Here is a 25,636-nt window from a genome sequence, read left to right as displayed (position 1 = left end):
TACGCACGAAGTCTAAAACCGTTGCACGTTGAATACGACTCGCCTTCCATGCGAGATACCGCATACATTACCTTGACCATCCACCTAACTACTGAAGCAGCAGTACTGTACGCCTCTCGCCTTTCTGCCAAACGTGTGCTACGATCATTTTAGCACGGGTCGCCGTACGAAAAGCTTAACGACCATATACATAAACGTGTCAGGGGGGGGAACCGTCGTGACTAACACAGCCGAAAAAAACCGTTGGGAGAAAAAATATAAAGAGCGTCCACAGCAGTTAATGGAGCCAGAAGCGTACCTCGTCCAAAACAGTCACCTACTCAAACGTGGCAGCGTGCTCGATTTCGCCTGCGGCGACGGTCGCAATGCCATATATTTAGCCAAGCTCGGCTTCCGCGTCACCGGAGTTGATTTTGCGCGCGAAGCGTTAAGGCGCCTGCACACGTTTGCGACAGCGCGCGGCGTCACCGTATGTACCGAACAGCTCGACCTAACGACTACCGCTCTCGGCGATCTACTCGGTACGTACGACAACATCGTCATCAGCCGTTACAAACCGGATGCGGTGGCATTCCAGCAACTACCGGCCATGCTACACACCGGAGGCATTTTACTCATCAGTACGTTCAACTACCGTCAAGCGCGTGCCAAAGGGATCTCCCGCAAATTTTGCTTGGAAGAAAATGAACTCGTACACTATTTCCCCGAGCTTACCTTGCGCAAGTACGAATCGTTTTCGGACGTGCACGGCTTCCACGACGGCTACGTTTTTCAAAAATGAGCCTTACCTGTCGGAAATTGAAAAAACGTTTTCATACTACTACTTATTTTAAATGTGTTTTATTCACATAGTTGTCGCACACACCCCCTTAAATAATTGGTAAAATGAAAGTGTAATAAGTATCATCATCGTTTATACACACCGTCCCTTGTGAAATTATTCACATGTATGGTCGCACCTGTGTACCGATTGACGATTGACCGATTGAAGGATGCACAGTTCGTTTTTCCTTACGCGGTCTTGTGAATTATTTCACATAATCTCTAAAAGGAGGCCGTTTCATAATGGGAACGACGCAAAAAAAAGAGAAAGTAAAAGCCGTACACACAGACGATGCCAAACAGATGATCGATTCGCTCGTTGCGGCAGCCAAAAAGGCACAAAACGAGTTCATGTCCCTCGATCAAGAAACTGTTGACAACATCGTGCAAGAAATGGCTTTGGCCGGCTTAGACAAACATATGTCACTCGCGAAACTCGCCGTCGAAGAAACGAAAAGAGGCGTCTACGAAGACAAAATCATTAAAAACATCTTCGCCACGGAATACATTTACCACGGCATCAAGTACGACAAAACGGTCGGGGTCATTAAAGACGACGCCCACGAAGGGATCATCGAAATCGCCGAACCGGTCGGCGTCATCGCCGGCGTTACGCCGGTAACAAACCCGACGTCGACGACGATGTTCAAAGCGCTAATTTCGATAAAAACGCGTAACCCGATCGTGTTCGCCTTCCACCCTTCCGCGCAATCGTGTAGCGTCGCCGCGGCAAAAATCGTGCACGACGCGGCAGTCAAAGCCGGCGCACCGGAAAACTGCATTCAGTGGATTGAAAAACCGTCAGTCGAAGCAACGAGCTACTTAATGAACCACCCGGGGATCGCCCTCATTTTGGCCACTGGCGGCAGCGGCATGGTGAAAGCAGCTTACAGTAGCGGAAAACCGGCTCTCGGCGTAGGACCAGGCAACGTTCCGTGTTACATCGAGCAGTCTGCTGACATTAAACGGGCCGTCAACGACCTCGTCTTGTCTAAGACGTTCGACAACGGCATGATTTGTGCCTCAGAACAGGCCGTCATCGTCGACAGCGCCATTTACGACCAGGTAAAACAGGAACTCACTGCGATAGGTTGCCACTTCCTCTCGGAGCAAGAGAAGCGCAAAGTGTCCGCTTACGTCATGACCGAGAAAGGCGTCAATCCGGACGTGGTCGGACAATCAGCGTACGAAATTGCGAAACGGTCCGACGTCACCGTACCAGAAGACACGAAAATTTTAATCGCCGAACTGGAAGGGGTCGGTCCGTCCTACCCGCTCTCAGGGGAAAAGCTAAGCCCGGTACTCGCTTGCTACCGCGTCAAACAAGCGGAAGAGGGCTTCAAGCGCGCCGAAGAAATGATCGCCTACAACGGACTAGGCCATTCAGCCGTCATTCATTCGCGAAATAACGACGTCATCCGCGCCTATGGCGAACGGATGAAAGCCGGGCGCATCATCGTCAACGCGCCGTCTTCCCAAGGTGCGATCGGCGACATATACAACGGCTACATGCCTTCCTTAACATTAGGCTGTGGCACGTACGGCGGCAACTCCGTCTCGACGAACGTCGGTACCATCCATCTGTTCAACGTGAAAAAAGTGGCGAAGAGGCGTGTCAATATGCAGTGGTTTAAAGTTCCGCCAAAAGTGTACTTTGAAAAAGGTGCTGTGCAATACTTGGAAAAAATGCCTGACATCAGCAAGGCGTTTATCGTCACCGACCCGGGCATGGTCGAACTCGGGTACGTTAAAACGGTACTACACCATTTGCGCAGCCGACTCGACTACGTCCACTGTGAAATTTTTTCCGACGTCGAACCGGATCCGTCCGTAGAAACGGTCATGCGCGGCGTCGAAATGATGAACGCCTTCCGTCCCGACGTGATCATCGCCCTCGGCGGGGGCTCGCCGATGGATGCGGCAAAAGCGATGTGGGTGTTTTACGAGCATCCGGAAACGAAGTTTTTCAGCCTTAAACAAAAGTTTCTCGACATTCGCAAACGGGTGTACAAGTACCCGCGCCTCGGGCAAAAGGCGCAATTCGTCGCCATTCCGACGACGTCTGGTACGGGTTCGGAAGTGACGTCATTCGCCGTCATTACCGACAAAGAAAATGACATGAAATACCCGCTCGCCGACTACGAATTGACACCGAACGTCGCCATCGTCGACCCGCAGTTTGTCATGACCGTGCCGAAACACGTGACGGCCGATACCGGCATGGACGTCCTCACGCACGCCATTGAAGCGTACGTCTCGAACATGGCGAACGACTACACCGACGGCCTGGCGATCAAAGCGATCCAGCTCGTGTTTGAATATTTGCCGCGCGCCTACAACGACGGCAGCGACGAACTCGCGCGAGAAAAAATGCACAACGCCTCGACGATTGCCGGAATGGCTTTTGCTAACGCCTTTTTAGGGATTAACCACAGTTTGGCTCACAAACTCGGTGCGGCCTTCCACATTGCCCACGGGCGCGCCAATACGATTTTGCTGCCGCACGTCATTCGCTACAACGCTAAGCGGCCGACGAAACTGTCCGTCTTCCCGAAATACGAGCATTTTGTCGCCGACAAGCGGTACGCCGAAATCGCCCGTTCCCTCGGTCTGCCCGCGAAGACGACGGAAGAAGGCGTGGAGAGCCTCGTACAGGCGATTGTCAAGCTGGCCAAAACGGTCGACATTCCGCTCAGTATTGCCGCCTGCGGCGTCGACGCGAAAGTGTTCGAGCGACAAGTCGACGAATTAGCCGACCGCGCCTTCGAAGACCAGTGTACGACGGCGAACCCGAAGATGCCGCTCGTCAGCGAACTGACCGACATTTACCGCCAGGCGTATAAAGGGGTTTAGCCCCCTGTAAATAGTAGAGGTAAGGTACGCTGGACACAGGGGTAAGGTACGCTGGACAAAAAAGCAACGAAAAAAATATATTGCTACAAAAAGGGCTAACCGGCACGGAGGGGCTCCCCCTCTCCTGCTGATTAGCCCTTAGTTTCTCGCACACACTACCCGGCGCTTTAAGCGCGGCTTTAAAAGGCGCCAGCACCACCGCCTCCCCCCGCTCCGCCTCCGCCGCTCGAACCGCCGGATGAGCTACTCCCGCTCGAAGAATAAGAAGAAGAAGTGGACCACGTGGCCCAAGAGCGATACGTTTCGTTAAATGACGTCGCCGTCGCTAACGGTTCGGCAATAAGCGGAAACATCTCGACCATTTCACTTAATGCGAGCTGTTCCCCGTTGTGGTGCGCAAACTGTTTCCCGACTCCTAAGGCGAGGGCATATTGCATCAGGCGATCGATGCGGCGTGGATCACCGCCTACCGCATAGCCAGGTTCCATGAGCTCGCGGCGCCACTTTTTAACCGCCGAGAAGTAGGGCACCTTATCTTTACGACTGCGTTTAGCTGGCACGAACAGGCATAGAACGATGGACAGTAAGACCGCAATCGCATAAGCCCCTGAAGCGTCGGACATACTTAGTCCTCCACCGCAAAACATAAAAGAACCGCCAAGAAATCCACCGACAGGTAGTATTTTATGATAATAAAACCACGTATAGACGACTAAAGCTCCTAACGCCACACTAGCAAACACCGTCGATGCAAAGGAAGCGACGTCAGCGTTGTACAAGTACACAAGTAGCGGAAATAGCACCGCTAGCAAACTGCGTACGACGTATTTTCGCGGTTTGTACTCACCGTAATACGCGGTGTATGCGTCCTCTTCCGTCACGAGATCGCGCCACTTTTTAAATTTGTCATCAAAATATCTCATTTGCTCCCCATATGCATCTAGCTCACTCACGTACAAATCGTCTGACTCCGTCGGAGGTACGAGAGATTCTAGAAGAAAACAACCTTCTTCACCGTATGTACCGCTAAAGAGCCAATCGCACAAGAAAGCATCCGACTCACTTAACCCGTTAGAGTCGCCTAGCCACACGAATTGGAACGTCTCCGCCGGCATCTCTGCACCTTCGCCACGCCTTAGGCGACTCGGTACTTTTTGTATGTCTACCACCCCGCGTCGGTATAAGGAGAAGAGCGCTGCCACAATATCTAGATGGTGGAGCTCCCCCTTTTGATAAATATAAACAGCTAACAGCGGATCGAGTTTTTCTAACTCCTCGCGCGCGACGTATGACCGGCGCTTGAACAAACGGCTGAGCGCGACAAAAGCGAAGTAAACGATCGCCAAAAGCAGCAACACGACGAAGGCAAACGCGATTTTTTCTCCAACCGCTAACTTTTCTTCCCGAATGGCGTAACGTTGTTGTAACTTATTTTCCTCTTCTAAGATGCTGCTTTTCATCTTTTCCTGTTTTAGAGACGCTTCCGGGAGTAGATCCGGCGGAAATAACAAGCGCAACTCAGATGTTTCTCCGGAAGGCAACAGTTTATTTGTGTAACGGACGAAGTAATCTGTCTGCTTGGCAATTTCTCCACCCGTTTTGTCGTGCAGAAACACGATGAGGGATTCCTTTGGCATTTGCAGCGGCAAGGACACATCGATCGTCAAGTGCTTCAAATCTGTCTCATTGTCGTCGTCAAAAAAAGCCCAATACAGTTCAGCGACGTCTTCGTATTTCTGAACCGCATGTTTCAGGCGATAACGGTAAAACACCCGCTTTGTCTCATCTTGTGACCGCGTGTAAATACGAAAGGTGTCATCTTCCCTTTTTGTTCGCAACGGCTTTGCTTCCTCAAGCGAGAATCCACCTAATTTTTTATTTCCCGGAGGCACATACGCTTCAAAAAACTCGAGCCCGTCGTGCCCCTCGTCCTTAATTTGCCGCGTCGTCCCATTGAACATTCCTTTAAAATTGTACGTGTACAATTCTTCGACATACAAGTCGCCATCTGGTAGTATTTCAGCGTCGATGTGCACCTGATCGATCGAATAGGAGCGGTTCTCCTCACAACCAGCTACAATGAAAATGAACAGAGTTAAACAAAAGGCGAAATTGAATCGTAACGGGCGGCCTTTTTTCATATGATCCACTTCCTTTCCAAACGCTTGCCCTCTTGTTGTTTTACGTACAATGCGGAAAAACGTTTCAACAAAAATTCCCCGCTGATGTAACGTTATCGGCGAGCACTATCATAATCACCGAACTCTTACTTCCTCTTAGCCACACATACACCAAAGATATCACCTTTATATTTCTAAAGCGATTGCATTCCACGATCATTCATGATATCTTGCTATTAGGAGATAAAATCCTCTATAATACTATTGAGGGGAGGGTTTATCCTGTTAATTGACTGAGAGCGTTTTTTTCTTCATGAAACCGTTATCCTACGTTGCAAATCACTGTCTAAAAAAAACGAGGGGTGCTAATGTTTATGAAATCTCAATTAAAGACCGCATCAATTGTATGTCTTGCTCTGTTGTTAAGTGTCTCTCTCTTTGCCCAGTCAGCTTTTGCAGCTTACCTTCCGAAAGACGATCCTAAATCAAACCACGCTTCCAATATCGCCCTTATTTATACGGGGTACTACGACCCTAACAACTATGACGGCGTAAAGGTAGGGGACTACGACAAGGATAAATTTCTGCCTTACGTTGGCTATTTAAATGAAGAAGGCAAGGCAGAAGACTACTTTTTTGATACGTTTTTAATGTTAGCTACGCAATCTCCTTATAAAGGAAGTTTGCACAGATGGTATGATTGGGTGAAAGATTCAAAACCGGGTACTTTAAAAGATTGGCAATGGGCTATGGATCGCATGTTCATCAAAAACCAACAGCTCGATGCACTCAATCAAGCGGTTAAAGAAGTGAGTAAGACGCTTGGCGATCGGAACAAGACCGTAAATGTGTATTTAACACTCCCTTTTCCCGACCCGCAAAGTAAAGACTTCGGCGACTTTAAAGGCGATGGGATCAGTGCTAATTTAGAGAGCTTAGAAACGCGAAATGAACTGGTCAAGTGGTATATTGATACGATGACCGCCAAATTTTACAAACAGGGATATAAGTATTTGAAACTTGCTGGTTTTTATTGGCTCCAGGAAGATTTAGACCCTGCTGTTCCCGGGGAAAAGGAAAATGTAAAATACGCAGCGGATTACTTAAACAGTAAAGGCATGCGGTTAGGCTGGATCCCTTGGTCTGGTGCGGGTGAAAAGGCAAATGGAAATAAATACGGATTTGATTTTTCACTCATTCAACCTAATCATTTCTTCCAGGAAAACACAACAATCAAGCGGATTGAAGAAATAGCAAAATTAGCTAAAGAAAACAGTCAAGGCGTTGAAATAGAATTTGACCTTCGAGCCATTGAAGAGCCGCACTATCGTCAAGCGTTATATAACTATTTAATTGGCGGTGTGAAATACGGCTATATGAAAGATTCCATCCTTGCTTATTACCAGGATGTATATGCGATTTATGAGCTATACCACCATAAAAGTCCAGTCGGCCGTCAGTTTTACACCGACATTTACAAGTTTGCCAAAGGGGAGTTTGAACCTCCGACAGGAAGTGTTGACTTACGTGCAATCGATTTTGATGGCACACCACTCGCAGGTGCAACAGTTAGCGATGAAAGTGGTGTGTTGGGAACTACTGATGAGAACGGCAGGTTTAGGAAAGATGGCCTTTTATCGATTGAACACAATTTTACAGTTAGCAAAGATAGCTTCGGTAGCAAATCCATTTCACTAAGCATCCCGATGAATGAAACAATTTATAAAGACGTCGCCTTGGGCACGGGTAAAGGCGAAACAATTGTCGACACATATACCGTTGGCGATTTTCAAGGTGAGTTTAACGTCGGTGGCAACACTGTTGTTCCAAGATCATTTAGTACGGAGAAGGTACACTCCGGAAGCCAGTCCTTAAAAGTAGATTTTCCAAGCGGGTGGGGACCTGTTCGCGCGTTTATCGACTCTTCTTCTGATAGATTAGCAGATTCCGATCGCGAATTTGTCAATTACACAAACACCGATTGGAGCAGTTACGACACGGTAGCAATGACTGTTTACAACGACACCGATCAAGAACAAAAACTAGTGCTGGAGTTTATGTACGATGCGTACGATTGGGGATCGTCTAAGTCAAAAACAGTAAAACTACAACCTCAACAATGGAATGAAGTAGAGATCCCCCTCGCTGAATTGTCCGCAGAAGGTGCAAATCTGAAAAATATGATACGCATGTCGCTTACAATGAATGAATTTAACACGAGTCGGGCAACCCTTTATTTTGATAATATCACGTTACGTCAATACGAAAAGATGAAGCTCGCTCCCGACTACGCCATCTCCCTTCCTTCAAAGGTACCAACGATGGACGTGGGCAGCGAGTGGACACCGACTGTCGTTAATAGGGCGGTTAAAAACGAACAAGGTCAACCAACCGTCGCTTCCGATGTCCAATTTGAAAGCACCGACCCAGAAGTGATTAACGTAACGGACGATGGCAAGCTTGTTGCCCGTAAAGCGGGAAAAGCATCGATCCGAGCCATAGTTGCTGGAATAGAAGCGGAGTCCGTCACACTTGAAGTATCCCCTTGGCAGTTTAATAAACTAAAGGGTGGTAATTCCATTCTTGAATTGGGCAAAGAAACAACGTTGACTGTACAGAGCTTTTTTGAAAATGGATACCTCATTCCAGCGAAAGATGCAACATACGAATGGTCGATTAAAAAGGGAAAAGCGATAGAGCTAGTCGGTGAGGACAACGAACAGCACCGACAAGTGATTAAAGGTGTCAAAAACGGGAAAGCAACCGTACAAGTAACGATCTCTTATAACGGAAAACAAAAAACATTCATTAAAGTAATCAAGGTAAAAAAGAAACCATAAACAGTTGAAAATAGCTTAAAAAAGGGCTGTTCCACGGAACGCCCTTTTTTATAATGGTTAATTTTTATTTACATGCCTGAAAAGCTTCACACGGTGTACCGAAACGCAATTTTACGAGTAAATCCCTTCGCGCACTGCTTTCATATACGCGTTTAACGACACGACTTCACCCGTCAAACGGGAATGTTCCGCGGCAAAAGCAATCATGTGGCTACGCGCCGACTCTTCACCCGAACTCTTCGCCTCAGTAAAGTTTCCGCTTTGCATGATATTCACAAAATCTTTCATTAAGTTGTAATCGCCCCCGCCGTGATCGCCGTCAATCTGCTCGGGATGAATACGTGAGATTTTGCCGGTGAAGTCACGGACCTCGATAATGTTCTTCTCCATGTGACCGCGAATTTCTCCTTTTGTACCCATAACTTTGAACGTACGCGTATCAGACTCGTCGGTAGAGAAACCGGCCATCGTAAAGGCGACTGTGACCCCGTTTTTAAAACGTAAATTCATCACTTGGTGGTCGACGACGTCGTTGTCACAATAAAAGACGCAACGACCGTAAGGGCCTTCCGCAAGCGCTTGCCACCTTGCTTCCAGTGTCGGCTCGTCGCTGACGACGTTTTGCGGCCAATCGTCAATCTCGTTGTAATACCATTTTAGCGCTGAGAACTGACAAGTTGCCTCGACGGCACAGCCGTCGATACACCTCTCTGCCGCTCCTTCCGGCGCATTGCCGCTATGGAAGTAAGCGAGCCCACCAAAAGATGAGACCGCCTCACATTCATCGCCGACGAGCCACTGCAAAATGTCTGTATCGTGACAACATTTAGCGAGGATCATCGGACTAGAACGCGCACGGTTCCCCCAGTTACCGCGTACGTAACTGTGCGCCTGGTGCCAGTAGACGACATTTTCGTTCCACTGAATCGTCACGATGTTCCCGATCACTTCATCTTCCAATAATTCCTTTAATGCGATAAAGAACGGTGAGTAGCGTAGGACGTGCGCAATTAATAAGAGACGTTCTTTTTCTTTTGCTTTTTCCGCCATCAACAACGTCTCCAATGGATCGTTAGCCATTGGTTTTTCTAACAAAATATGATAACCGATGTCCAAAGCGCGCATCGTCGGCTGAAAATGTAAGTCGTCATTCGTACAAATTAAGATTGCCTCACATAAACGAGGTAGCGCCAACATCTCTTCCCAAGAAGTAAACTGCCCCTCTTCTGGAATGCGGTGCTGTTCGGCAAATTCTCGCCGCCGCGTCTCATTCGGCTCTGCTACAGCTACAAACTGGATGTCGTGCGGCTTACGCAACGCGTACGATGCTAAACGTTTAGCCCCCCGCGATCCAGCACCGATTAATGCAGCTTTAATCATGTTATTACCCCTCTCCATGTGATTTAATTCACAATTATGTGTGCTTGTAAACGCCTCTCTAAGAATAACACGCCTCCAATAGGATGAACGGACGAGACGAATGAAGTTAAAGTGCGCTCAAAAACAACTCTAGAAAAGTAGGCTGAGATTTTTTTGAGCACACTTTCCTTCCCCTTCATACGAAGGTAAACTGTATCATCAATACAGTTTTTCAGATACGGCTTGTGCGGTCCGCTTCCGCGACGAGCGTGCTGCATCGTCCAACTGTAACTCGACGCCTAAGCATAAAATGTCCACGACTGTCAGTTGTGAAATTTTAGCAGCCATTGAACTTCCCTGCAGCGGACTTTCTCGTGCCGCCATCAATAAGTCGACATCCGCCAACTTCGTAATTGGCGAACGGGCGTTGTGAGTGATACAAATAATTTTCGCGCCGGACTCCTTCGCGATTTGTAAGTTATCAATCGTATCCTTCGTACTGCCAGACACTGAGAAGCCAACTGCGACGTCTTTCTCCGACAGTAGCGAGGCAGTCATCGCCTGAAAGTGTGCATCCAGTTTGGCGTCGCACTTTTTTCCGATTCGCGTAAGCGAATGAGAGGCCTGCATCGCCGTTAACCCGGACGAACCTACACCGTAAAACTGGATCATTTCCGCGTTTACGAGTAACCCGATTGCTTGCTCTAATTTAGCTGGCTGTAACAATTTACGCGTCTCTTCTAAAATGCTGCAGTGGGATGCGACAACTTTATGTCCTAACGTCTGAGCGTCATCTTCCGGCGACACTTCCTCTTTCGTAAACGTCGTCGGCGGTTGCACGAGATCTTGCGCAAGCGATAGCTTAAAGTCTTGAAAGCCGCGAAAGCCAAGTTTGCGACAAAAACGAAGAACGGTCGTCTCACCGACGTCTGCTTGTTCGGCCAGCTCTGTTACCGACAAATAAATAACCTCTGACGCATGGGACAAAACGTACTCCGCCACGACTGTTTCAGTTTTCGTTAAGGCGTTTAGATGGCTGCGGATGGCGAGCAGCGTGTCTTGTACATCATTTCCTTTATTCAAACAGACCACCTCCCCAGTTAGTCTCGTAACGTTCAGTCAAAAAAGCTGCTAAACACGATCAACATCGGTAACACTGCCGCATACCTAAGAATACCATCTGATCGGAAGCGGGGCTATCGACAAATCATTATTTGAATCCTGTTAGAGCGGATCCAGCTTGCAAAAAGTATTTTTGCGTGAAGAAGAAAATGATAACCGACGGTAGCGTAAAGATTGCCGCTGCAGCCATTAACAACTCCCATTGCGCACCGTGCTCAGCGAAAAAGTTCTGCAATCCAACCATAATGGTCCATTTATCAGCATCGTTTAAATATATGAGCGGTCCCATGAAGTCGCCCCACACACCGACGAAGGTAAACAGAGCAACTGTCGCTAATACAGGTTTAACTTGCGGCAACATGATTTGCCAGTAGATCCGGAATTCAGATGCACCATCCAGTCGCGCCGCTTCCGCTAATTCGTTCGGAATCCCCATAAAAAATTGCCGCAACAAAAAGATGTAGAACGGTGCCCCGAAAAATGCGCCGATCGTCAACGGCAAATACGTATTCACCCATCCCAGTTTACTAAACACGATGTACAAAGGGATCATCGTTACTTGAGGCGGGAGAATCATCGTAGCAACAATGATCGCGAAGATGACATTGCGCCACCTCCATTCGATTTTGGAAATAGAGTACGCCACTAGTGGTGATGAGATCACCTGGCCAAACACATTAATCAGACAGAGGAGTAGCGTATTAGCGACGTACAGTGTAAACGGCATCGCCTTGATCGCATCGACAAAGTTGCCCCACTGTGGTTTTTCAGGAAAAAACTTGATCGGCACCTGAAAAATCTCCTGTGACGTTTTTAACGAAGTTAACAGGAGCCACACAAACGGAAATAAAAATAGGAGCCCGAGTGTAATCAATAGCAGATGCGGCAAGATGGTTTTCCGCAACTTGTATCCTAAACTTCGCTTCCGCTTTTTCGTGCGTATGGGATGCGGTACGTTAACGGTTGTTTCCACGATCACTCACCTCCATAGTATACCCAACGTAAGGACGTTCTGAAAATGACAATCGTAATTAACATGACAATAATAAACAAAATCCACGCTAACGCAGCAGCATACCCCATATTTAAGAAACCAAAAGCTTCTTGATATAAGTTAACAGCATAAAACAACATCGATTGATCAGGTCCCCCACTCGCACCTTCCATTAAAATGAAGGACTCTGTAAAAATCTGAAAGGCGCCGATTAATCCCATAATTAATTGAAACAGCGTAATGGGCGATAAAGCTGGTAACGTAATATAGCGAAAACGATGCCACCAGTTCGCTCCGTCAAGTTCAGCGGCTTCATAATATTGTCGCGGAATGCCTTGTAAAGCAGCTAAAAAAATCAACGCTCCTGCACCTGTCCCCCAAAAACCCATAATAATTAACGACGGTTTTGTAAACAACGGGTCAGTTAACCATGCGGGCTCCGGCAAGCCAATCGCACCAAGCATTGTATTTAAAATTCCGTACTCTGGATTCAAAATCCAACTCCACAGCATGGCCATCGCTACGGCAGGAATAACTGCTGGAAGATAAAACAAGGTGCGGTAATAGCGGATCCCCTTCACTTTTAGGTTCAATGTCAACGCAATAAGCAAGCAAAGCGTAATATTAATGGGGACTGCAATGAATGCCATAAAAAAAGTGTTTGTTAACGACTTATAAAAATTACTATCTTGAAATATTTCTACGTAGTTAGCAAAACCTACCCATTGTGGAGGTGAAAATAAGTCATATTCCGTCAAACTGTAATAAAATGAGCTAACAAAAGGGTAAACAGTAAACGCTAGAAAACCAATGAGCCACGGTGAGGCAAAAGCAAGTCCTAACAAAAAATTTCGCCGCTTTTTAGATACGGACATGTTGCACTCTCCTCCTTAAGTATAATTCCAGGTCCCATAAATGGGACCCGTTTCTTCGTACGTACCGTATACCCCTCTTTAAACTAGAAGTTTTAATCACGCTCACAAACTGTGAAGTAGCCTTCTATTTTTTATAATGTTTGTCGGCGAGAGGTTGCATCTTATCTTCAATCTTTTTCACCGCTTCATCGAATGACACTTTGCCACGCAAGATAGCGTCGTACTGTTTTGCAATCTCAGAAATATACTGTTCCGTAAACGGCAATGAAGGGAAAGATCTCATATTGTCTCCCTTCGAATACTCGAGAAACTCTTTAAAACCCGGTACTTTGTCATATCCCTTATCGTCCAGCGCACTCATCCTCGTCGGTAGGTTACCAATCGCAGCTGTAAACTTCACCATCTGCTCTTTATCCGTAAGCCAAGATAAAAACTGCCACGATTCCTCCGGATGTTTCACACCTTTAGGGATATATAACACACTCGTTGTCACATTACCTGTGTTTTTCAAATCCGGTCGATCTTTGTCATACGGAATCGGCGCAATTCCGTAATTTAAATCAGGCGCATATTTTTCAATAAAGGTTGGCGTCCATTCCCCACCGATTGCCATCGCATATCTACCGCTAAAAAACGGGTTTTGCTCCGACATTGATTTTCCGAGACTGGCAGTGAATCTATCTAAGTTTGCAGTTCCGTACTCATCCCATATTTCTTTAGCGAATGCGACCCCTTTTTTAACACCTTCATGTCCTGGGGTCACTCGGTTATTACCTGTATCCCAAAATTCTGCACCGTATGCATGCATAATCGTCAACCAATCGACTCCTGGCCACAATCCTAGGCGCTCTAACGAACCGTCTTTTCTGAGAACGCTTAGCTTCTTTGCGTATTCTTGAAGCTCTTGCAACGTTTCCGGAGGTTCGTCATATCCCGCTTCCTTCAAAATATCTTTATTGTAAAATAACATATTAACGTGCATCGTATACGGAACCGCATACGTTACACCGTCGTATTTCCCAGTTTCTAACGCCGCTGGCACAAAGTCGTCCAATTTAGTATCAGTTTTAGCGATCAAATCGTCCAGAGGTGTCATGGCGCCCTTGACTCCCCAAGGCGCAACAGAAGAACCAAACTGTGTAGCAATGTCCGGCGGGTTTCCTCCAGTAATAGCAGTTAACTGTTTTTGATAGTCTCCTTGACTTAGTCCTTTGACAACAATTTTATCTTGGCTCTCGTTAAACTCTTTGATAAGTTCTTCAAGTGCCTCTCCCTCGTGACCTCCCCAACCATACCAAAAATCAAGCGTTACTTTTTCACCGCTTTTTTTGCTACCCTCGCCCTTTTTCCCTTGAACGCCATCAGAATTACTAGACTGTGAACAACCTACGGCTAAGACGAAAACTAAACAGACCGAGAGTAACGCCGCCACAACTGATTTCCATTTCATCGTTAATCCTCCTAAAAACAATTTTAGTGACACCGTAACAGGCCTATATTCATAACGAAAAAAGCAGAACACCTAAACTTAGTCAATAGACAACTTGGCTCCTCACCTCCTTTAAAGCCTACTATCCAGTTACTCAATCGAAAGCGCTTCTGAAGTAACCCTGACTAACCGATTGCGTATGCGTTTTCTTTGTACAACAGATATGTAACTTACGTAAATATCGTTCACATTAAAAATATCACGGCGGGGTATTTTTGTCAAGATTATATTTTAGGGGGAAATTTCCCCCTGTATATCATTTAATCTAATTATTTTTTAAACTATAACGGAATATGACACGCATCTCTACAAGTAGTGGTCTGCCAAATGACTATCATTTTTTTGAAGTTCAAGAGTAAATCCGACCTCGAACATGCGCCGCCACGGCAAGTGAACGTCACTTAACGTAATGGTGTCCCGACACCCTTGTTGTAATTTTTTGTGGACAAAAGTCTCGAGCTTACCAGCAACGATTTTTTCTATTTGATTCTGTCTAGAGGACAAGTCCCTAACGGTAACTCCGAGTGAAGGCAAGTCGTTCTCGCATACGTCTCCTCGGACGACTGCTTGATACCCCCAATCTTCAACTAAGCGTGAATAGTAAAAGACGCGACTCTGCTTCAGGCGATCACTATCGTTGCTTCTAGTCGAGGAGCGAACGGTTACACGATCGACTGAACAGCCGTTTGAACGGTTCGCCGTATGATAGTACGACTCAATCACCGTGTGCGCAATGACTGTACCGAGCGTATTACCCATCGTGTTCCATCCAGCGTAAGCCGCGATGTCAGCTAATAGGCCTAACTTACTCAGTATGTCCATTAGCGTGGAGTCGCTGCCGTTAATGGTAGCGACGTCTGCAAGCGCCACAAGTTTACCTTTCCCCAAATAATTCTCGATGGCGTGTACAAACTCAGGGATGTTCACTTCAGAGTAATAAGACGCGTGCCGCTCGGCAAACGGTTGCCCGTCGGCGACATTCGCTTCTCCTACTGCTGGCGCATGAACCATTAGTATCGCATGTGCATCCCGAGAATGATCTGCCATCACTGCCCCAGCAGCTGTCAACTGATGTTTAATACTCTCGTTTAGTGTCCGATCTTCGAGTTTCGGGATAATGAACGGTGCAAGTGTCGAAGAATAACGAACAAATATTTCCGGTGTATAGCGCATCGTTTCACAAAACACGCGGGCAAACAAGGTACACCCAATTTCGTCAGCTCCCGGGTAAATCGCTACGCGATCCATGAGGTTCATCTCTGCGACTTTAAAAACTAACTGCCGCTGCTCTTGAGCCGTGAAACCGTACGCGGAATTGTCGTCGAGCGGAATAATTAACCGTTCGACAACACCTTGTGACACTAAATCGATGCTGTTGCTGTTAATGGCGCTATTCACATACCGACGCGACATAAAATCGTCTAAATACTCGCCCGGAAGATTAGCTTTAACTTCTACCAATTGCGTCTCCTCTGCTGCTGTCAATTCTCCTCTTGCCGCCTTGTCTGTCAGCCACCCGTACAAATACAACTGTCGGCCATGGTACTCATAGTAATCCGGTTCTTCATCGCTGCTGTCGTAAGCAGGTGTGCGCATGATGAGATTATAAGCGTAAATCTTCAGCTTTGGATTCGCCTGTTTAATTTGTGCGAGTATGTGCAAACGCGCTAAGCATTGTTCCATAGACAATTGGTGCAACCGAGAGGGGACAATTCCCCCGTAGACGAGCAGATCGATCGAGGCAATAAGGTAATCGGCGTCGATCGTCACCTCTTTCAGCCATTCCTGTATGGCTGGTATGTCGGCTGGCTCCTTTTTATTCCCGAGTAACGACCGCTCGGGAACGATGAAATCAAGCGTGGTCATCGCTGCTAATTGCTGTGGATACGAGTAATTACATGGACGTTCATCCAACGGTAAATAAACAATTTTCGCCACCTTTACACGCCCCTTATTAAAATTTTCAATTAGCGAAAAAGAAGTCCTCGCTGTAACGAGGACAGTAAATAATGCCTATATCCGAGAACAGGAAAAGCCTTAAATACAACCTTCATAAAACTTAATTCAAATAAATTTCCTGTTCTTTCTCGCTCGATTCATAAATCGCACACAATATTTTCATGATCTCAACCCCGTCTTCTACCGGTGCGATCGTCTTCTGCTCACCGAGACAACAATGTACAAAATGGTCGATTTCACTTTGAAAGCCATTTTCAAAGTCAAAAGATAAATCGTCGATTTGCGGTACGGCGTTTAGGATCGTATCGTGTTTTTCGCTAACGAGTAACAGTTGTGGCTCCACTTCTACGCCGCCTTTGTCACCGTATAACTTGACGGTCAGTTCATCTTCCTTCGCATGCAACGTAAAACTGACATCGACAACTAGCGACGCCCCGTTTTCAAAGCGAATGACAGCGTTAGCCATGTCTTCTACTGTGTTTAAATCGGGATCGTAATCGGCCGCTTTATAGTATGACAAATTTTCTACGTTCTTCCGGTTACCGAGCTTTTTGTACGTATTGCCGCTGACCGACTTTACTTTTGGCTTGCCCATCAAATACCAGCATAAGTCGATCACGTGAACGCCGACGTCAATCAACGGTCCGCCTCCCGAACGTTCGCGGTCGGCAAACCAGCCCCCCGGGTTCCCTAAACGGCGCAAACACGACGTCTTCGCATAATAAATGTCTCCAAGGTCGCCCGCGTCAATAAATTTTTTTAACACGTTGACGTTCGTACCGAAGCGGCGAACAAAACCGACTTGCAGCACTTGCTCGCTTCTGTGCACCGCCGCTTCGATTTGCTCTGCTTCGGCAACCGTTTGACATAACGGCTTTTCCACGAGCACGTGCTTCCCGGCTTCCAGCGCCGCAATGGCAATTTCGGCGTGCGAGTTGTTCCACGTACAAATACTGACAGCATCAATCATTTCGTCTGCGAGCAGGTCATTATAATCGGTGTAAACATCCGGAATGTCATATTCAGCCGCTTTTTGCCGGGCTCTTTGTTCATTAAGATCACATACAGCGGATATTTTCACCATTTTATTGTTTTTATAGGCTCCTAAATGCATGGCTGAAATAGAGCCCGCTCCAACAACACCGACATTTAATTGTTTCATTACAAAACTCTCCTCTCATGGGTACCTAACACAACATGCACATGAACACAATAAGTCGTCCTTAGAACAATCATCCCGTTATTAAAGTTCTCCCCACAGACGTCTCGCATTTTCCATACTAATTTTTGATCCGAGAGCGCAATCTTCCATCCCTTCAAACTCAATGGATAAATACCCGTCGTAACCGCTGTTTTTGACGATCTTCATAATTTCCCACATGTCAATGTCACCTTGGCCGACAATCGCCCCTCTTAAGTAATTGCCGTGCGATGTCTGGAACCAGCCTTCGCCAGGGTTACGGTAAGATGGACGCCAATAAAAGTCCTTCAAGTGGACGATGGACGCGTACGGCAAGTTGTTTTTCACAGCTGCTACTGGGTCTTCGTCAACACAAAGAAAATTCCCAACATCGAGCGTCGTTTTAAAGTTAGGGCGGTCGACAGCCGTAACTAACTGCTGCACGCGGTCACTCGCTTGCACGTGAAAACCGTGATTTTCAACACTCGTCGTGATCCCGTATTCGCGCGCATAATCGGCAATCCGGCGACACGCTTCCACTAAGCGAGGAAAATCGGCGACAAATTGGTTAATCGACACTTCCCCAATCGGACGAAAAGCGACGTCATGTCGCATGAGCTTCGCACCGAGCGCATGCGCTGTATCAACTTTACGCAACGTTTTTTCAATTTCCCGCTCGAACTCTTCCTCACTATCACAAATAAAATTAGCCCCTACTGCATAGTTCGAGATATCGATGCCAACCGTTTCCGCTTTTTTACGAATGTCCTTGGCGAGTTGACGGTCATCTTCCAATTCACTGCCAAAAGGGACGACTTCTACGTGTTCGCCACCGTGATCGGCAGTCCACTGAATGACATCAAAAACTGTCATTTCCCCAGATTGTACTTTACGCGATAAGCTATACGTACTCAAACCTATTTTCATGCGTGCCTAATACCTCCTGAGACGATTTATACGTAACAGCGTTTGGCAGTATTTGTCTATCTGCAAGTTAAGTTCTATTAGATAGTAACCACCTCCCTAGGAAAGCGAATACACGCGTTTCCATGATAAACATCGATTTTCGTTCAATATACCACTAATATACCAATGGAGCAATAACGTCTTTGTGACACTTCGTTACGATTCACTTTCGGCACTAGGGAGTGTACGATGCTGTAGATTAATAGACAACGTTTATGGGAACAATGCCAGAATGGTGTTGGATCAATCGTTAAACAAAATGCATCCTTTAAGGAAGGACGGACCTCGATTGAAAATTAAGCTAAGCAAAGCGCAGTACATAAAATTAATAGAAGTCGTCTACTTAGGTAATTGGCTTGCTAACAGCTCGCGTGGCGCTCATGAAACCATTGAAGTTTACGAACAAAATCAGCAACATATTTTTTCTTACGCCAAACAATTTGACGTAGGGGACGATGTCCTCCAACAACACGGTACCAAATATTACGCCTCACTTGAAGTTGAGGAGCGGCTGGGGACATTGGTCGATGAGTATGAATCAAAAGCATTCTGGGGCAATCTAGCCTCAAAATTATCTTTCCGCGACTTATTTCGCGAAATAGGGCCGCTCAATCGATTAACCGACGAAACTATGCAACGAGAGTTAATCGATGAGGAATGGTACGAGGAGACGATGGCCTTATTTATTAACTGGATAGCCGACGGACTCGTCGTAGAGAAGTGACAACGATCGCGTCATGTACGGGTAAATTACCGATTCGAGGAAAAACGAGGCAGAAAAAAATTGTTTTCGATCTCTGGTGGCTGACGAGCTGGCTACCGACGTTTTTGTTAGTCAATCGGTTGTTTTACCGGAAATTTTGGCACCGCGTAGATTAGGATTAACACGGCAACTGGGCTTACCCCAATAAAAAGGCCTTCCGCTATAAGTGGGGATGCCCATTACAGACATCCCCACCGATTTGTAAACAGGCGCCTAACAGACGCCTACTTCTTACAAGTTGGCGCAATTTGCTTGTTCGAGCCCGTATAAACGTAAGCGTCAGACACGTAGCCTTTCCCCACTTTATTCCAGAGGGTACTCGTGCCGTATGTACCCTTCACTTTACTTCCTTTCGTCTGGCACGTAATCGTTACTTTTTGCCCGTTCTTCAGCGTACCGACCGCTTTGTACTTCGTGCCCGGGCCAGACCTGACAATTAAGTTCTTACCGCTCGTCTTTACCGTTCCTGTGACTGGCTTTTTACCGCCACCTCCGCTGCCACACTTATTGTTACTCGTGTACGTCTTTTTACCGTAGTAGGTAATCTTTTTGCCGTTTAACTTGATATACTGCAATTTCCCATTGTACCTTTGCTCGTAGTGCAAGTGAGGACCAGTTGAATTACCTGTGCTGCCGACCGTGCCGATTTTCGTTCCCATCGACACTTTCTGCCCTTTTTTCACACTAAACGAGTTCAAGTGTGCGTAGTACGTTTTCCAACCTCCACCGTGGTTAATCACGACGTACTTCCCGTAGCTCCTATTCTTAAGGTCTGTAACGACTTCGACAGTACCGCCCGCGGAGGCGACGACTGCTTTTCCTTTTGCACCGGAACGACTAAAGTCGACGGCAAGCTTAGGACTATGATTTTTCCGCGTGCTTCCTTGCCACTTTTGCCCACAAGGAAAAGGCATTTGGAACTTCGGTGCTGCCTGCACATCGGCAACTTGTGGGATCGGCCCTATTAACAACAACGCAACTAAAAGCACCGCAGAGAGAATCGTCATTGTGACACGCTTCATTACTTTAATTACCCCCTATTGTTTCCTCATTTTTCACTGGAAGTTTCCAAACAATGAGTAGATCTTCCAAAATGAACGACGTCGCGTACCCTCCTACCGTTACATCGTCATCACCCCCCAACGATCAACAGTAAAATGTAACTCCGGTCTGCTTCACCGTATGCTTGTCTACTAGAGATTGAGATATTTTCTGACAAGAAACCCAAGTAGCATCATGGCATTCACATCATTCATTAGCGGATAACAGCGCTTGATAACATGTCGCAACCCTAAATGAACAACCTCTGACGCTATAAGACTTGCTAGAGATCGCTTACATACAAAATATTACCCTTTTTCTATACGAATGTCAACGCAGTTGAGGATGAATCCACATTAATTGTCCTTATGTAATCTCTTAATCTTGCAGTGTATTTCTTTTGGGGAGGCCTCCGCTGATCGCTAACTTGACTGGGGACAATTTCACCGTTGACATTTTTTCCACTGTGCGATATAGTATCCAATAATCTTTACAACACGAAAGACAACACACGAGGCGTTAAGCCAACAGTACACTGAAACAGCAAAGGCGATGACGAGAAAAGTAGCTGCAACTGTTTTTTCTCCAGAGAGCTTCGGTAGCTGAAAAGAAGCAAAAAACGGTGCAAGTGAAAAATGGTCTCCGAGCTGCGTCAACTGAACCGATCCACATCTCACTGGAGGATCTGAGTAGGGGACGACGAGATTTGGTACTCGTTAACAATACCACAGTATAAGAGCAAAGCAGTGCACACATATGTTAAGCCGCTAATCTCAGCTGCTGTCACCTTGTCGATCTTCCTCCGCTAGTACTCTGGCGCGTTGCGACACGTACGCTACGCCAAGTACGCAACTGGGGGACGAAGCAGGCGGAAAAGGCTTGGCATACCGCATTGGAAACTGCGCTCCGTACTTGTCGAGGCTATTTGTGTGAGCAAATAGTAAATCTAGGTGGTACCGCGGGAATTAAACCTCGCCCTTGAATTATTAAGGGCGGGGTTTTTTAATTTATTAGACAAGAAGGAGAGAGACGAGACACATGTCGAACGCTTTAGTATTACAATCGGATTTTGGGACTAGTGATGGGGCCGTCAGCGCAATGTACGGGGTGGCCAACTCGGTCGATCCAAACCTCCGCATTTTTGATTTGACGCACGACATTCCCCAATATAACATATGGGAAGGGTCCTATCGCCTCTTGCAAACTGTCGCTTACTGGCGCGAAGGGACCGTGTTCGTATCGGTCGTCGACCCGGGAGTAGGGTCTACTCGCCGCAGCATTGCCGTGAAAACGACCGCCGGACAGTACATTATTACGCCGGACAACGGGACATTGACTCACATTAAAGACGCGATTGCCGAAGTGCGCACCATCGACGAATCGGTAAACCGACTCCCGAATTCCGGGGAATCTTATACGTTTCACGGACGGGACATTTACGCCTATACCGGCGCGCGCTTGGCTGCAAACGTCATTCGTTTCGAAGAAGTGGGACCAGAAGTACCCGTCGATTCGATCGCCTTATTACCCCTCGTTCCGACCAAGCTGCAAGACGACGTCATTACGGGAGCGATTGATATTTTGGACGTTCGCTTTGGCAACTTGTGGACGAATATTCACCGCTCGCTGTTTACTGATCTAGGAATCGCGTACGGCAAATCCGTCGAAGTAACGATTGAAAACTACACGCGAAAACGGACCGTGTACAAAAATATCATCGTGTTCGGACGCTCCTTCAGCGATATTCGCGTCGGCGAACCGATCGTGTACGTCAATTCGCTCGACAATTTAGGCGTAGCGATCAATCAAGGGTCGTTTGCCAATGCGTACAACATCGGCACTGGCATCGATTGGCGCATCGCCATCCGCAAAGCGCCGAAAATCGTTTACGAATAATTAGCAACATAAATGCGCGTATCCATCATCCGTAACCGTCGATTCGTTGCCGTCGATTCGTTGCCGTTGACTCGTTGCCGTTGACTCGTTGTCGTTGATTCGGACCCATTGAATCGGATTTTGCTCGATTACAAATTATTAATTATTTAGAAAAGGACGTGGTCTGTGTGGGAGAGAAAAAACTTAGTACGAAAACGATCGTCGCCATCGGCATCGGCACGGCAGTATTCGTCATTTTAGGTCGTTTCGTCGTCATCCCTACCGGAGTACCGAATACGACGATTGAAACGAGCTACGCCTTTCTCGCCTTAATGGCGCTACTGTACGGCCCGGTAGCTGGCGGGCTCATCGGCTTCATCGGACACGCACTAAAGGACGCCATTTTTTATGGTTCACCTTGGTGGAGTTGGGTCCTCGTGTCCGCGTTCGTCGGCTTCCTGTTCGGACTAGCCTTCAAAAAAATCAACATTGAAGAAGGCGAATTCGGCGTAAAACAAATCGTGCGCTTCAACATCGCCCAAGTAATTATTCAAGCGATTGGCTGGCCGTTAATCGCCCCGATCCTCGATATCGTCATTTACGCCGAACCGGCGAACAAAGTGTTTTTACAGGGGATCGTCTCCGGTGGGCTCAACATGTTGAGCGTCGGCATCTTAGGAACATTATTAGTCACTGTATACGCGAAATCGCGCACGAAAAGCGGTAGCTTACACAAAGAATGAGGTGTAACCGATCATTAAAGGACGAATGACTAAAGAACCGATCATCGCGTTTAAAAACTTCGGCTTCAAGTACCGCAGCCAAGCGGAACCGACGCTTTACGATATTAACTTGACGATTTACAAAGGCGAAAAGGTGCTCATCATCGGACCTTCCGGTTCGGGAAAAAGCACCCTCGCCCACTGTGTCAACGGACTCATCCCTTTTTCCTACAAAGGTGACATTACCGGAAGCTTGACCATTGCTGGGCGCGAAACGAAGGATAAGAGCATTTTTAAGCTATCAAAAGTGGTCGGTACGGTTTTGCAAGACCCGGATGGCCAGTTCATCGGCCTCACCGTTGGCGAGGACATCGCTTTTGCGTTAGAAAACGACTGCGTGCCGCAAGCGCAAATGCGCACGCGCGTCGAAAAAGTGGCGCAAATGGTCGACATGAACGACCACTTGCCCTCCGGCGTGCACCAGTTGTCCGGTGGCCAAAAACAGCGTGTCGCCCTAGCGGGCGTCATGGTCGACGACGTCGATATTTTACTGTTCGACGAACCGCTCGCGAACTTGGATCCTGCCACAGGAAAGCACGCGATTGAACTGATTGATCTCATCCAACAGCAGACCGACACGACGGTCGTCATCGTCGAACATCGGTTGGAGGACGTGTTATACCGCGAGGTCGATCGCATCGTCGTCGTGAACGAAGGCCGCATCGTCGCCGCTCTGCCGCCGGACGAACTGCTCGCGACGACAGTGTTGGAAGACTGCGGCATACGGGAACCGCTGTACGTGACCGCATTGAAATATGCCGGTTGTGAGATTACATCGGCAATGCGCCCACGGCACATTGCACACATTCAGCTAGACTCATGCAAACAGAAGCTGACGAACTGGTTGGCAAGTACGCATCTACCCGCCGCACGAAGCGACGCTGCCCCGCTATTGGAGCTAAAGAACATTAGCTTCAGTTACGCGCCCGGGAAAAAAGTGCTGCAAGACGTTTCTTTTGCAGTATCTAAGGGAGAAATGGTGAGCATCGTCGGCAAAAACGGTGCCGGTAAGTCGACGCTGTCCAAATTAATTTGCGGCTTTGAACGACCGAACGGCGGGCGCATCTTATTCGATGGGCGAGACATTACAGCGGACACGATCAAAGAGCGGGCATTACGTATCGGCATGGTAATGCAAAACCCGAATCAAATGATCTCGAAACACATGATCTTCGATGAAGTCGCCTTAGGCCTCGTCGTGCGCGGTGTTCCCGAGGCAGACATACGCCCGCGGGTCGAAGAAGCGCTAAAAGTTTGCGGTTTGTATCCGTATCGCAACTGGCCGATCGCGGCACTAAGTTTTGGACAAAAAAAACGCGTCACGATTGCCTCCATTTTAGTGTTAAATCCGGAAGTGATCATTTTGGACGAGCCGACAGCGGGGCAAGACTTTCGCCATTATACGGAAATTATGGAGTTTTTATCGCAGCTCAACCGTCAAGGGGTGACGATTCTCATGATTACCCACGACATGCACTTAATGCTCGAATACACCCCGCGGGCGATCGTCATCGGGGACGGAACGACACTCGCCGACGACACTGCGGCGAATATCCTAACCGACCGCGAACTCATCGCACGAGCTAACCTAAAAGAAACGTCACTTTTTACGTTAGCTGAACGCGCTCATCTAGCCAATCCGCGGCAATTTGTGCAACATTTTATCGCGTACGATCAGGAGGTGCGTGCGACGTGGCAGTAGACATGTTATCGTACATCGAGCGCCAGTCGCCGATTCACAACTTAACTGGGGCGACGAAACTGCTCTGTTTTCTCATGTGGTCGGCGGCGGGCATGCTCACATACGACACGCGCGTCCTCCTCTTTTTATTCGTAGGGAGTATCGTCATTTTTAAAATATCGAAAGTAAAATGGCGCGAAATATCGTTCATTATTTATTTTATACTTATATTTCTCATAATAAACGATGTTGCCATTTTCATCTTTTCTCCGCAAGAGGGGGTGAAAATTTACGGGACGAAACACGTGCTGTTTCCGATTGCCGGCAACTATGTCGTCACAGCGGAACAGTTGTTTTACGAATTTAACGTGACGCTTAAATATTTGACCGTCATCCCCACGGCGTTGCTGTTCATCTTGACGACCAATCCGAGCGAGTTCGCATCCTCGCTCAACCGGATCGGCGTCAGTTACCGCGTCGCCTACTCGGTCGCGATCGCCTTACGTTACATCCCGGACATTCAGCGCGACTTTCGCGACATCTCACTCGCACAACAGGCGCGCGGCATCGACCTATCGCGCAAAGAAAAGTTGTTTAAGAGGATTAAAAACGCCTCCGCGATCGTCTTGCCGCTCATTTTTTCCAGCCTCGAACGTATCGAGACGATTAGCAATGTGATGGAGCTACGCGGCTTCGGCAAAAACAACAAACGGACGTGGTATGCCGCCCGCCCATTTCAAACACAAGATTATGTCGCCCTCACCTTTGTCGCCGCCGTCTTAATCGTATCGCTCATCGTCACCTTCCACGACGGAAATCGGTTCTACAACCCATTTGTTTAACGAACAGTAGTACACGAATAACAGGGAGCGTTCACCGTTTCCCCGTTATTCGTTTACTATGTTCAAAATCCCC

18 protein-coding genes are annotated in these 25,636 nt (G+C 47.4%); 8 read left to right on the top strand and 10 right to left on the bottom strand.

Annotated elements, in window-relative coordinates:
* The first annotated feature begins 217 nt into the window (after positions 1-217).
* Together BN1247_RS01620 and adhE are read left to right on the top strand one after the other, a co-directional pair.
* Positions 218-781, top strand: coding sequence for a class I SAM-dependent methyltransferase (locus BN1247_RS01620; RefSeq protein ID WP_054948823.1), 564 nt, complete (start codon positions 218-220; stop codon positions 779-781).
* Between the two features lie 284 nt (positions 782-1,065).
* The gene (gene adhE / locus BN1247_RS01615) at positions 1,066-3,675 is read left to right on the top strand and encodes a bifunctional acetaldehyde-CoA/alcohol dehydrogenase (protein ID WP_054948822.1); all 2,610 of its coding nucleotides are present in this window, start codon (positions 1,066-1,068) and stop codon (positions 3,673-3,675) included.
* A gap of 179 nt (positions 3,676-3,854) precedes the next feature.
* Here adhE and BN1247_RS01610 read toward each other — a convergent pair whose 3' ends face one another.
* Entirely contained in the window at positions 3,855-5,816 is a 1,962-nt protein-coding gene (locus BN1247_RS01610; RefSeq protein WP_054948821.1) for a DUF2207 domain-containing protein, read from the bottom strand.
* Positions 5,817-6,163: 347 nt separating this feature from the next.
* On the opposite strand from BN1247_RS01610, the gene BN1247_RS18630 reads away from it, so the two are divergent.
* Positions 6,164-8,635 (top strand): DUF4855 domain-containing protein, encoded by a 2,472-nt coding sequence (locus tag BN1247_RS18630; RefSeq protein ID WP_054948820.1) that lies wholly within the window; start codon positions 6,164-6,166, stop codon positions 8,633-8,635.
* Between the two features lie 111 nt (positions 8,636-8,746).
* Here BN1247_RS18630 and BN1247_RS01600 read toward each other — a convergent pair whose 3' ends face one another.
* From BN1247_RS01600 to BN1247_RS01565, 8 genes are all read right to left on the bottom strand, one after another.
* Positions 8,747-10,015: a Gfo/Idh/MocA family protein gene (locus BN1247_RS01600; protein WP_054948819.1), complete on the bottom strand. Its 1,269-nt coding sequence runs from the start codon at positions 10,013-10,015 to the stop codon at positions 8,747-8,749.
* Positions 10,016-10,213: 198 nt separating this feature from the next.
* Entirely contained in the window at positions 10,214-11,086 is an 873-nt protein-coding gene (locus BN1247_RS01595) for a MurR/RpiR family transcriptional regulator (protein ID WP_054948818.1), read from the bottom strand.
* Between the two features lie 118 nt (positions 11,087-11,204).
* Entirely contained in the window at positions 11,205-12,059 is an 855-nt protein-coding gene (locus tag BN1247_RS01590) for a carbohydrate ABC transporter permease (RefSeq protein WP_054951439.1), read from the bottom strand.
* 32 nt (positions 12,060-12,091) lie between these two features.
* Entirely contained in the window at positions 12,092-12,985 is an 894-nt protein-coding gene (locus BN1247_RS01585) for a carbohydrate ABC transporter permease (protein ID WP_054948817.1), read from the bottom strand.
* A 124-nt stretch (positions 12,986-13,109) separates the two neighbouring features.
* On the bottom strand, positions 13,110-14,435 hold the full coding sequence (locus BN1247_RS01580) for an ABC transporter substrate-binding protein (RefSeq protein ID WP_054948816.1): 1,326 nt from the start codon (positions 14,433-14,435) through the stop codon (positions 13,110-13,112).
* A 345-nt stretch (positions 14,436-14,780) separates the two neighbouring features.
* A complete protein-coding gene (locus tag BN1247_RS01575) occupies positions 14,781-16,412 on the bottom strand; it encodes a DUF4127 family protein (RefSeq protein WP_054948815.1) in 1,632 nt (543 codons plus the stop codon).
* Positions 16,413-16,533: 121 nt separating this feature from the next.
* Positions 16,534-17,595, bottom strand: a complete 1,062-nt coding sequence (locus BN1247_RS01570; RefSeq protein ID WP_054948814.1) for a Gfo/Idh/MocA family protein — start codon at positions 17,593-17,595, stop codon at positions 16,534-16,536.
* Between the two features lie 81 nt (positions 17,596-17,676).
* Positions 17,677-18,540 carry a sugar phosphate isomerase/epimerase family protein gene (locus tag BN1247_RS01565; RefSeq protein ID WP_054948813.1) on the bottom strand — a complete coding sequence of 288 codons (864 nt, stop codon included), beginning with the start codon at positions 18,538-18,540 and terminating at the stop codon, positions 17,677-17,679.
* A 328-nt stretch (positions 18,541-18,868) separates the two neighbouring features.
* Between BN1247_RS01565 and BN1247_RS01560 the strand changes: the two genes are divergently transcribed.
* Complete coding sequence (locus tag BN1247_RS01560) at positions 18,869-19,303, top strand: hypothetical protein (RefSeq protein WP_054948812.1); 435 nt, start codon at positions 18,869-18,871, stop codon at positions 19,301-19,303.
* Between the two features lie 263 nt (positions 19,304-19,566).
* On the opposite strand, the gene BN1247_RS01555 is transcribed toward BN1247_RS01560, so the two are convergent.
* A complete protein-coding gene (locus BN1247_RS01555) occupies positions 19,567-20,364 on the bottom strand; it encodes a M23 family metallopeptidase (RefSeq protein ID WP_054948811.1) in 798 nt (265 codons plus the stop codon).
* 1,057 nt (positions 20,365-21,421) lie between these two features.
* Between BN1247_RS01555 and BN1247_RS01550 the strand changes: the two genes are divergently transcribed.
* The 4 genes from BN1247_RS01550 (at position 21,422) to BN1247_RS01535 (ending at position 25,563) form a co-directional block, all read left to right on the top strand.
* Positions 21,422-22,279 (top strand): SAM hydrolase/SAM-dependent halogenase family protein, encoded by an 858-nt coding sequence (locus BN1247_RS01550; protein WP_054948810.1) that lies wholly within the window; start codon positions 21,422-21,424, stop codon positions 22,277-22,279.
* Between the two features lie 167 nt (positions 22,280-22,446).
* A complete protein-coding gene (locus BN1247_RS01545; RefSeq protein ID WP_054948809.1) occupies positions 22,447-23,001 on the top strand; it encodes an ECF-type riboflavin transporter substrate-binding protein in 555 nt (184 codons plus the stop codon).
* A gap of 25 nt (positions 23,002-23,026) precedes the next feature.
* Entirely contained in the window at positions 23,027-24,742 is a 1,716-nt protein-coding gene (locus tag BN1247_RS01540) for an ABC transporter ATP-binding protein (RefSeq protein ID WP_054948808.1), read from the top strand.
* A complete protein-coding gene (locus BN1247_RS01535; RefSeq protein WP_054948807.1) occupies positions 24,733-25,563 on the top strand; it encodes an energy-coupling factor transporter transmembrane component T family protein in 831 nt (276 codons plus the stop codon). Before BN1247_RS01540 ends, BN1247_RS01535 begins: the two co-directional genes overlap by 10 nt.
* The last annotated feature ends 73 nt before the right edge of the window (positions 25,564-25,636 follow it).

This window comes from Numidum massiliense, from assembly GCF_001375555.1.
GTDB classification, from domain to species: Bacteria; Bacillota; Bacilli; order Thermoactinomycetales; family Novibacillaceae; genus Numidum; species Numidum massiliense.
This window is presented reverse-complemented; position numbering and strand designations above follow the sequence as displayed.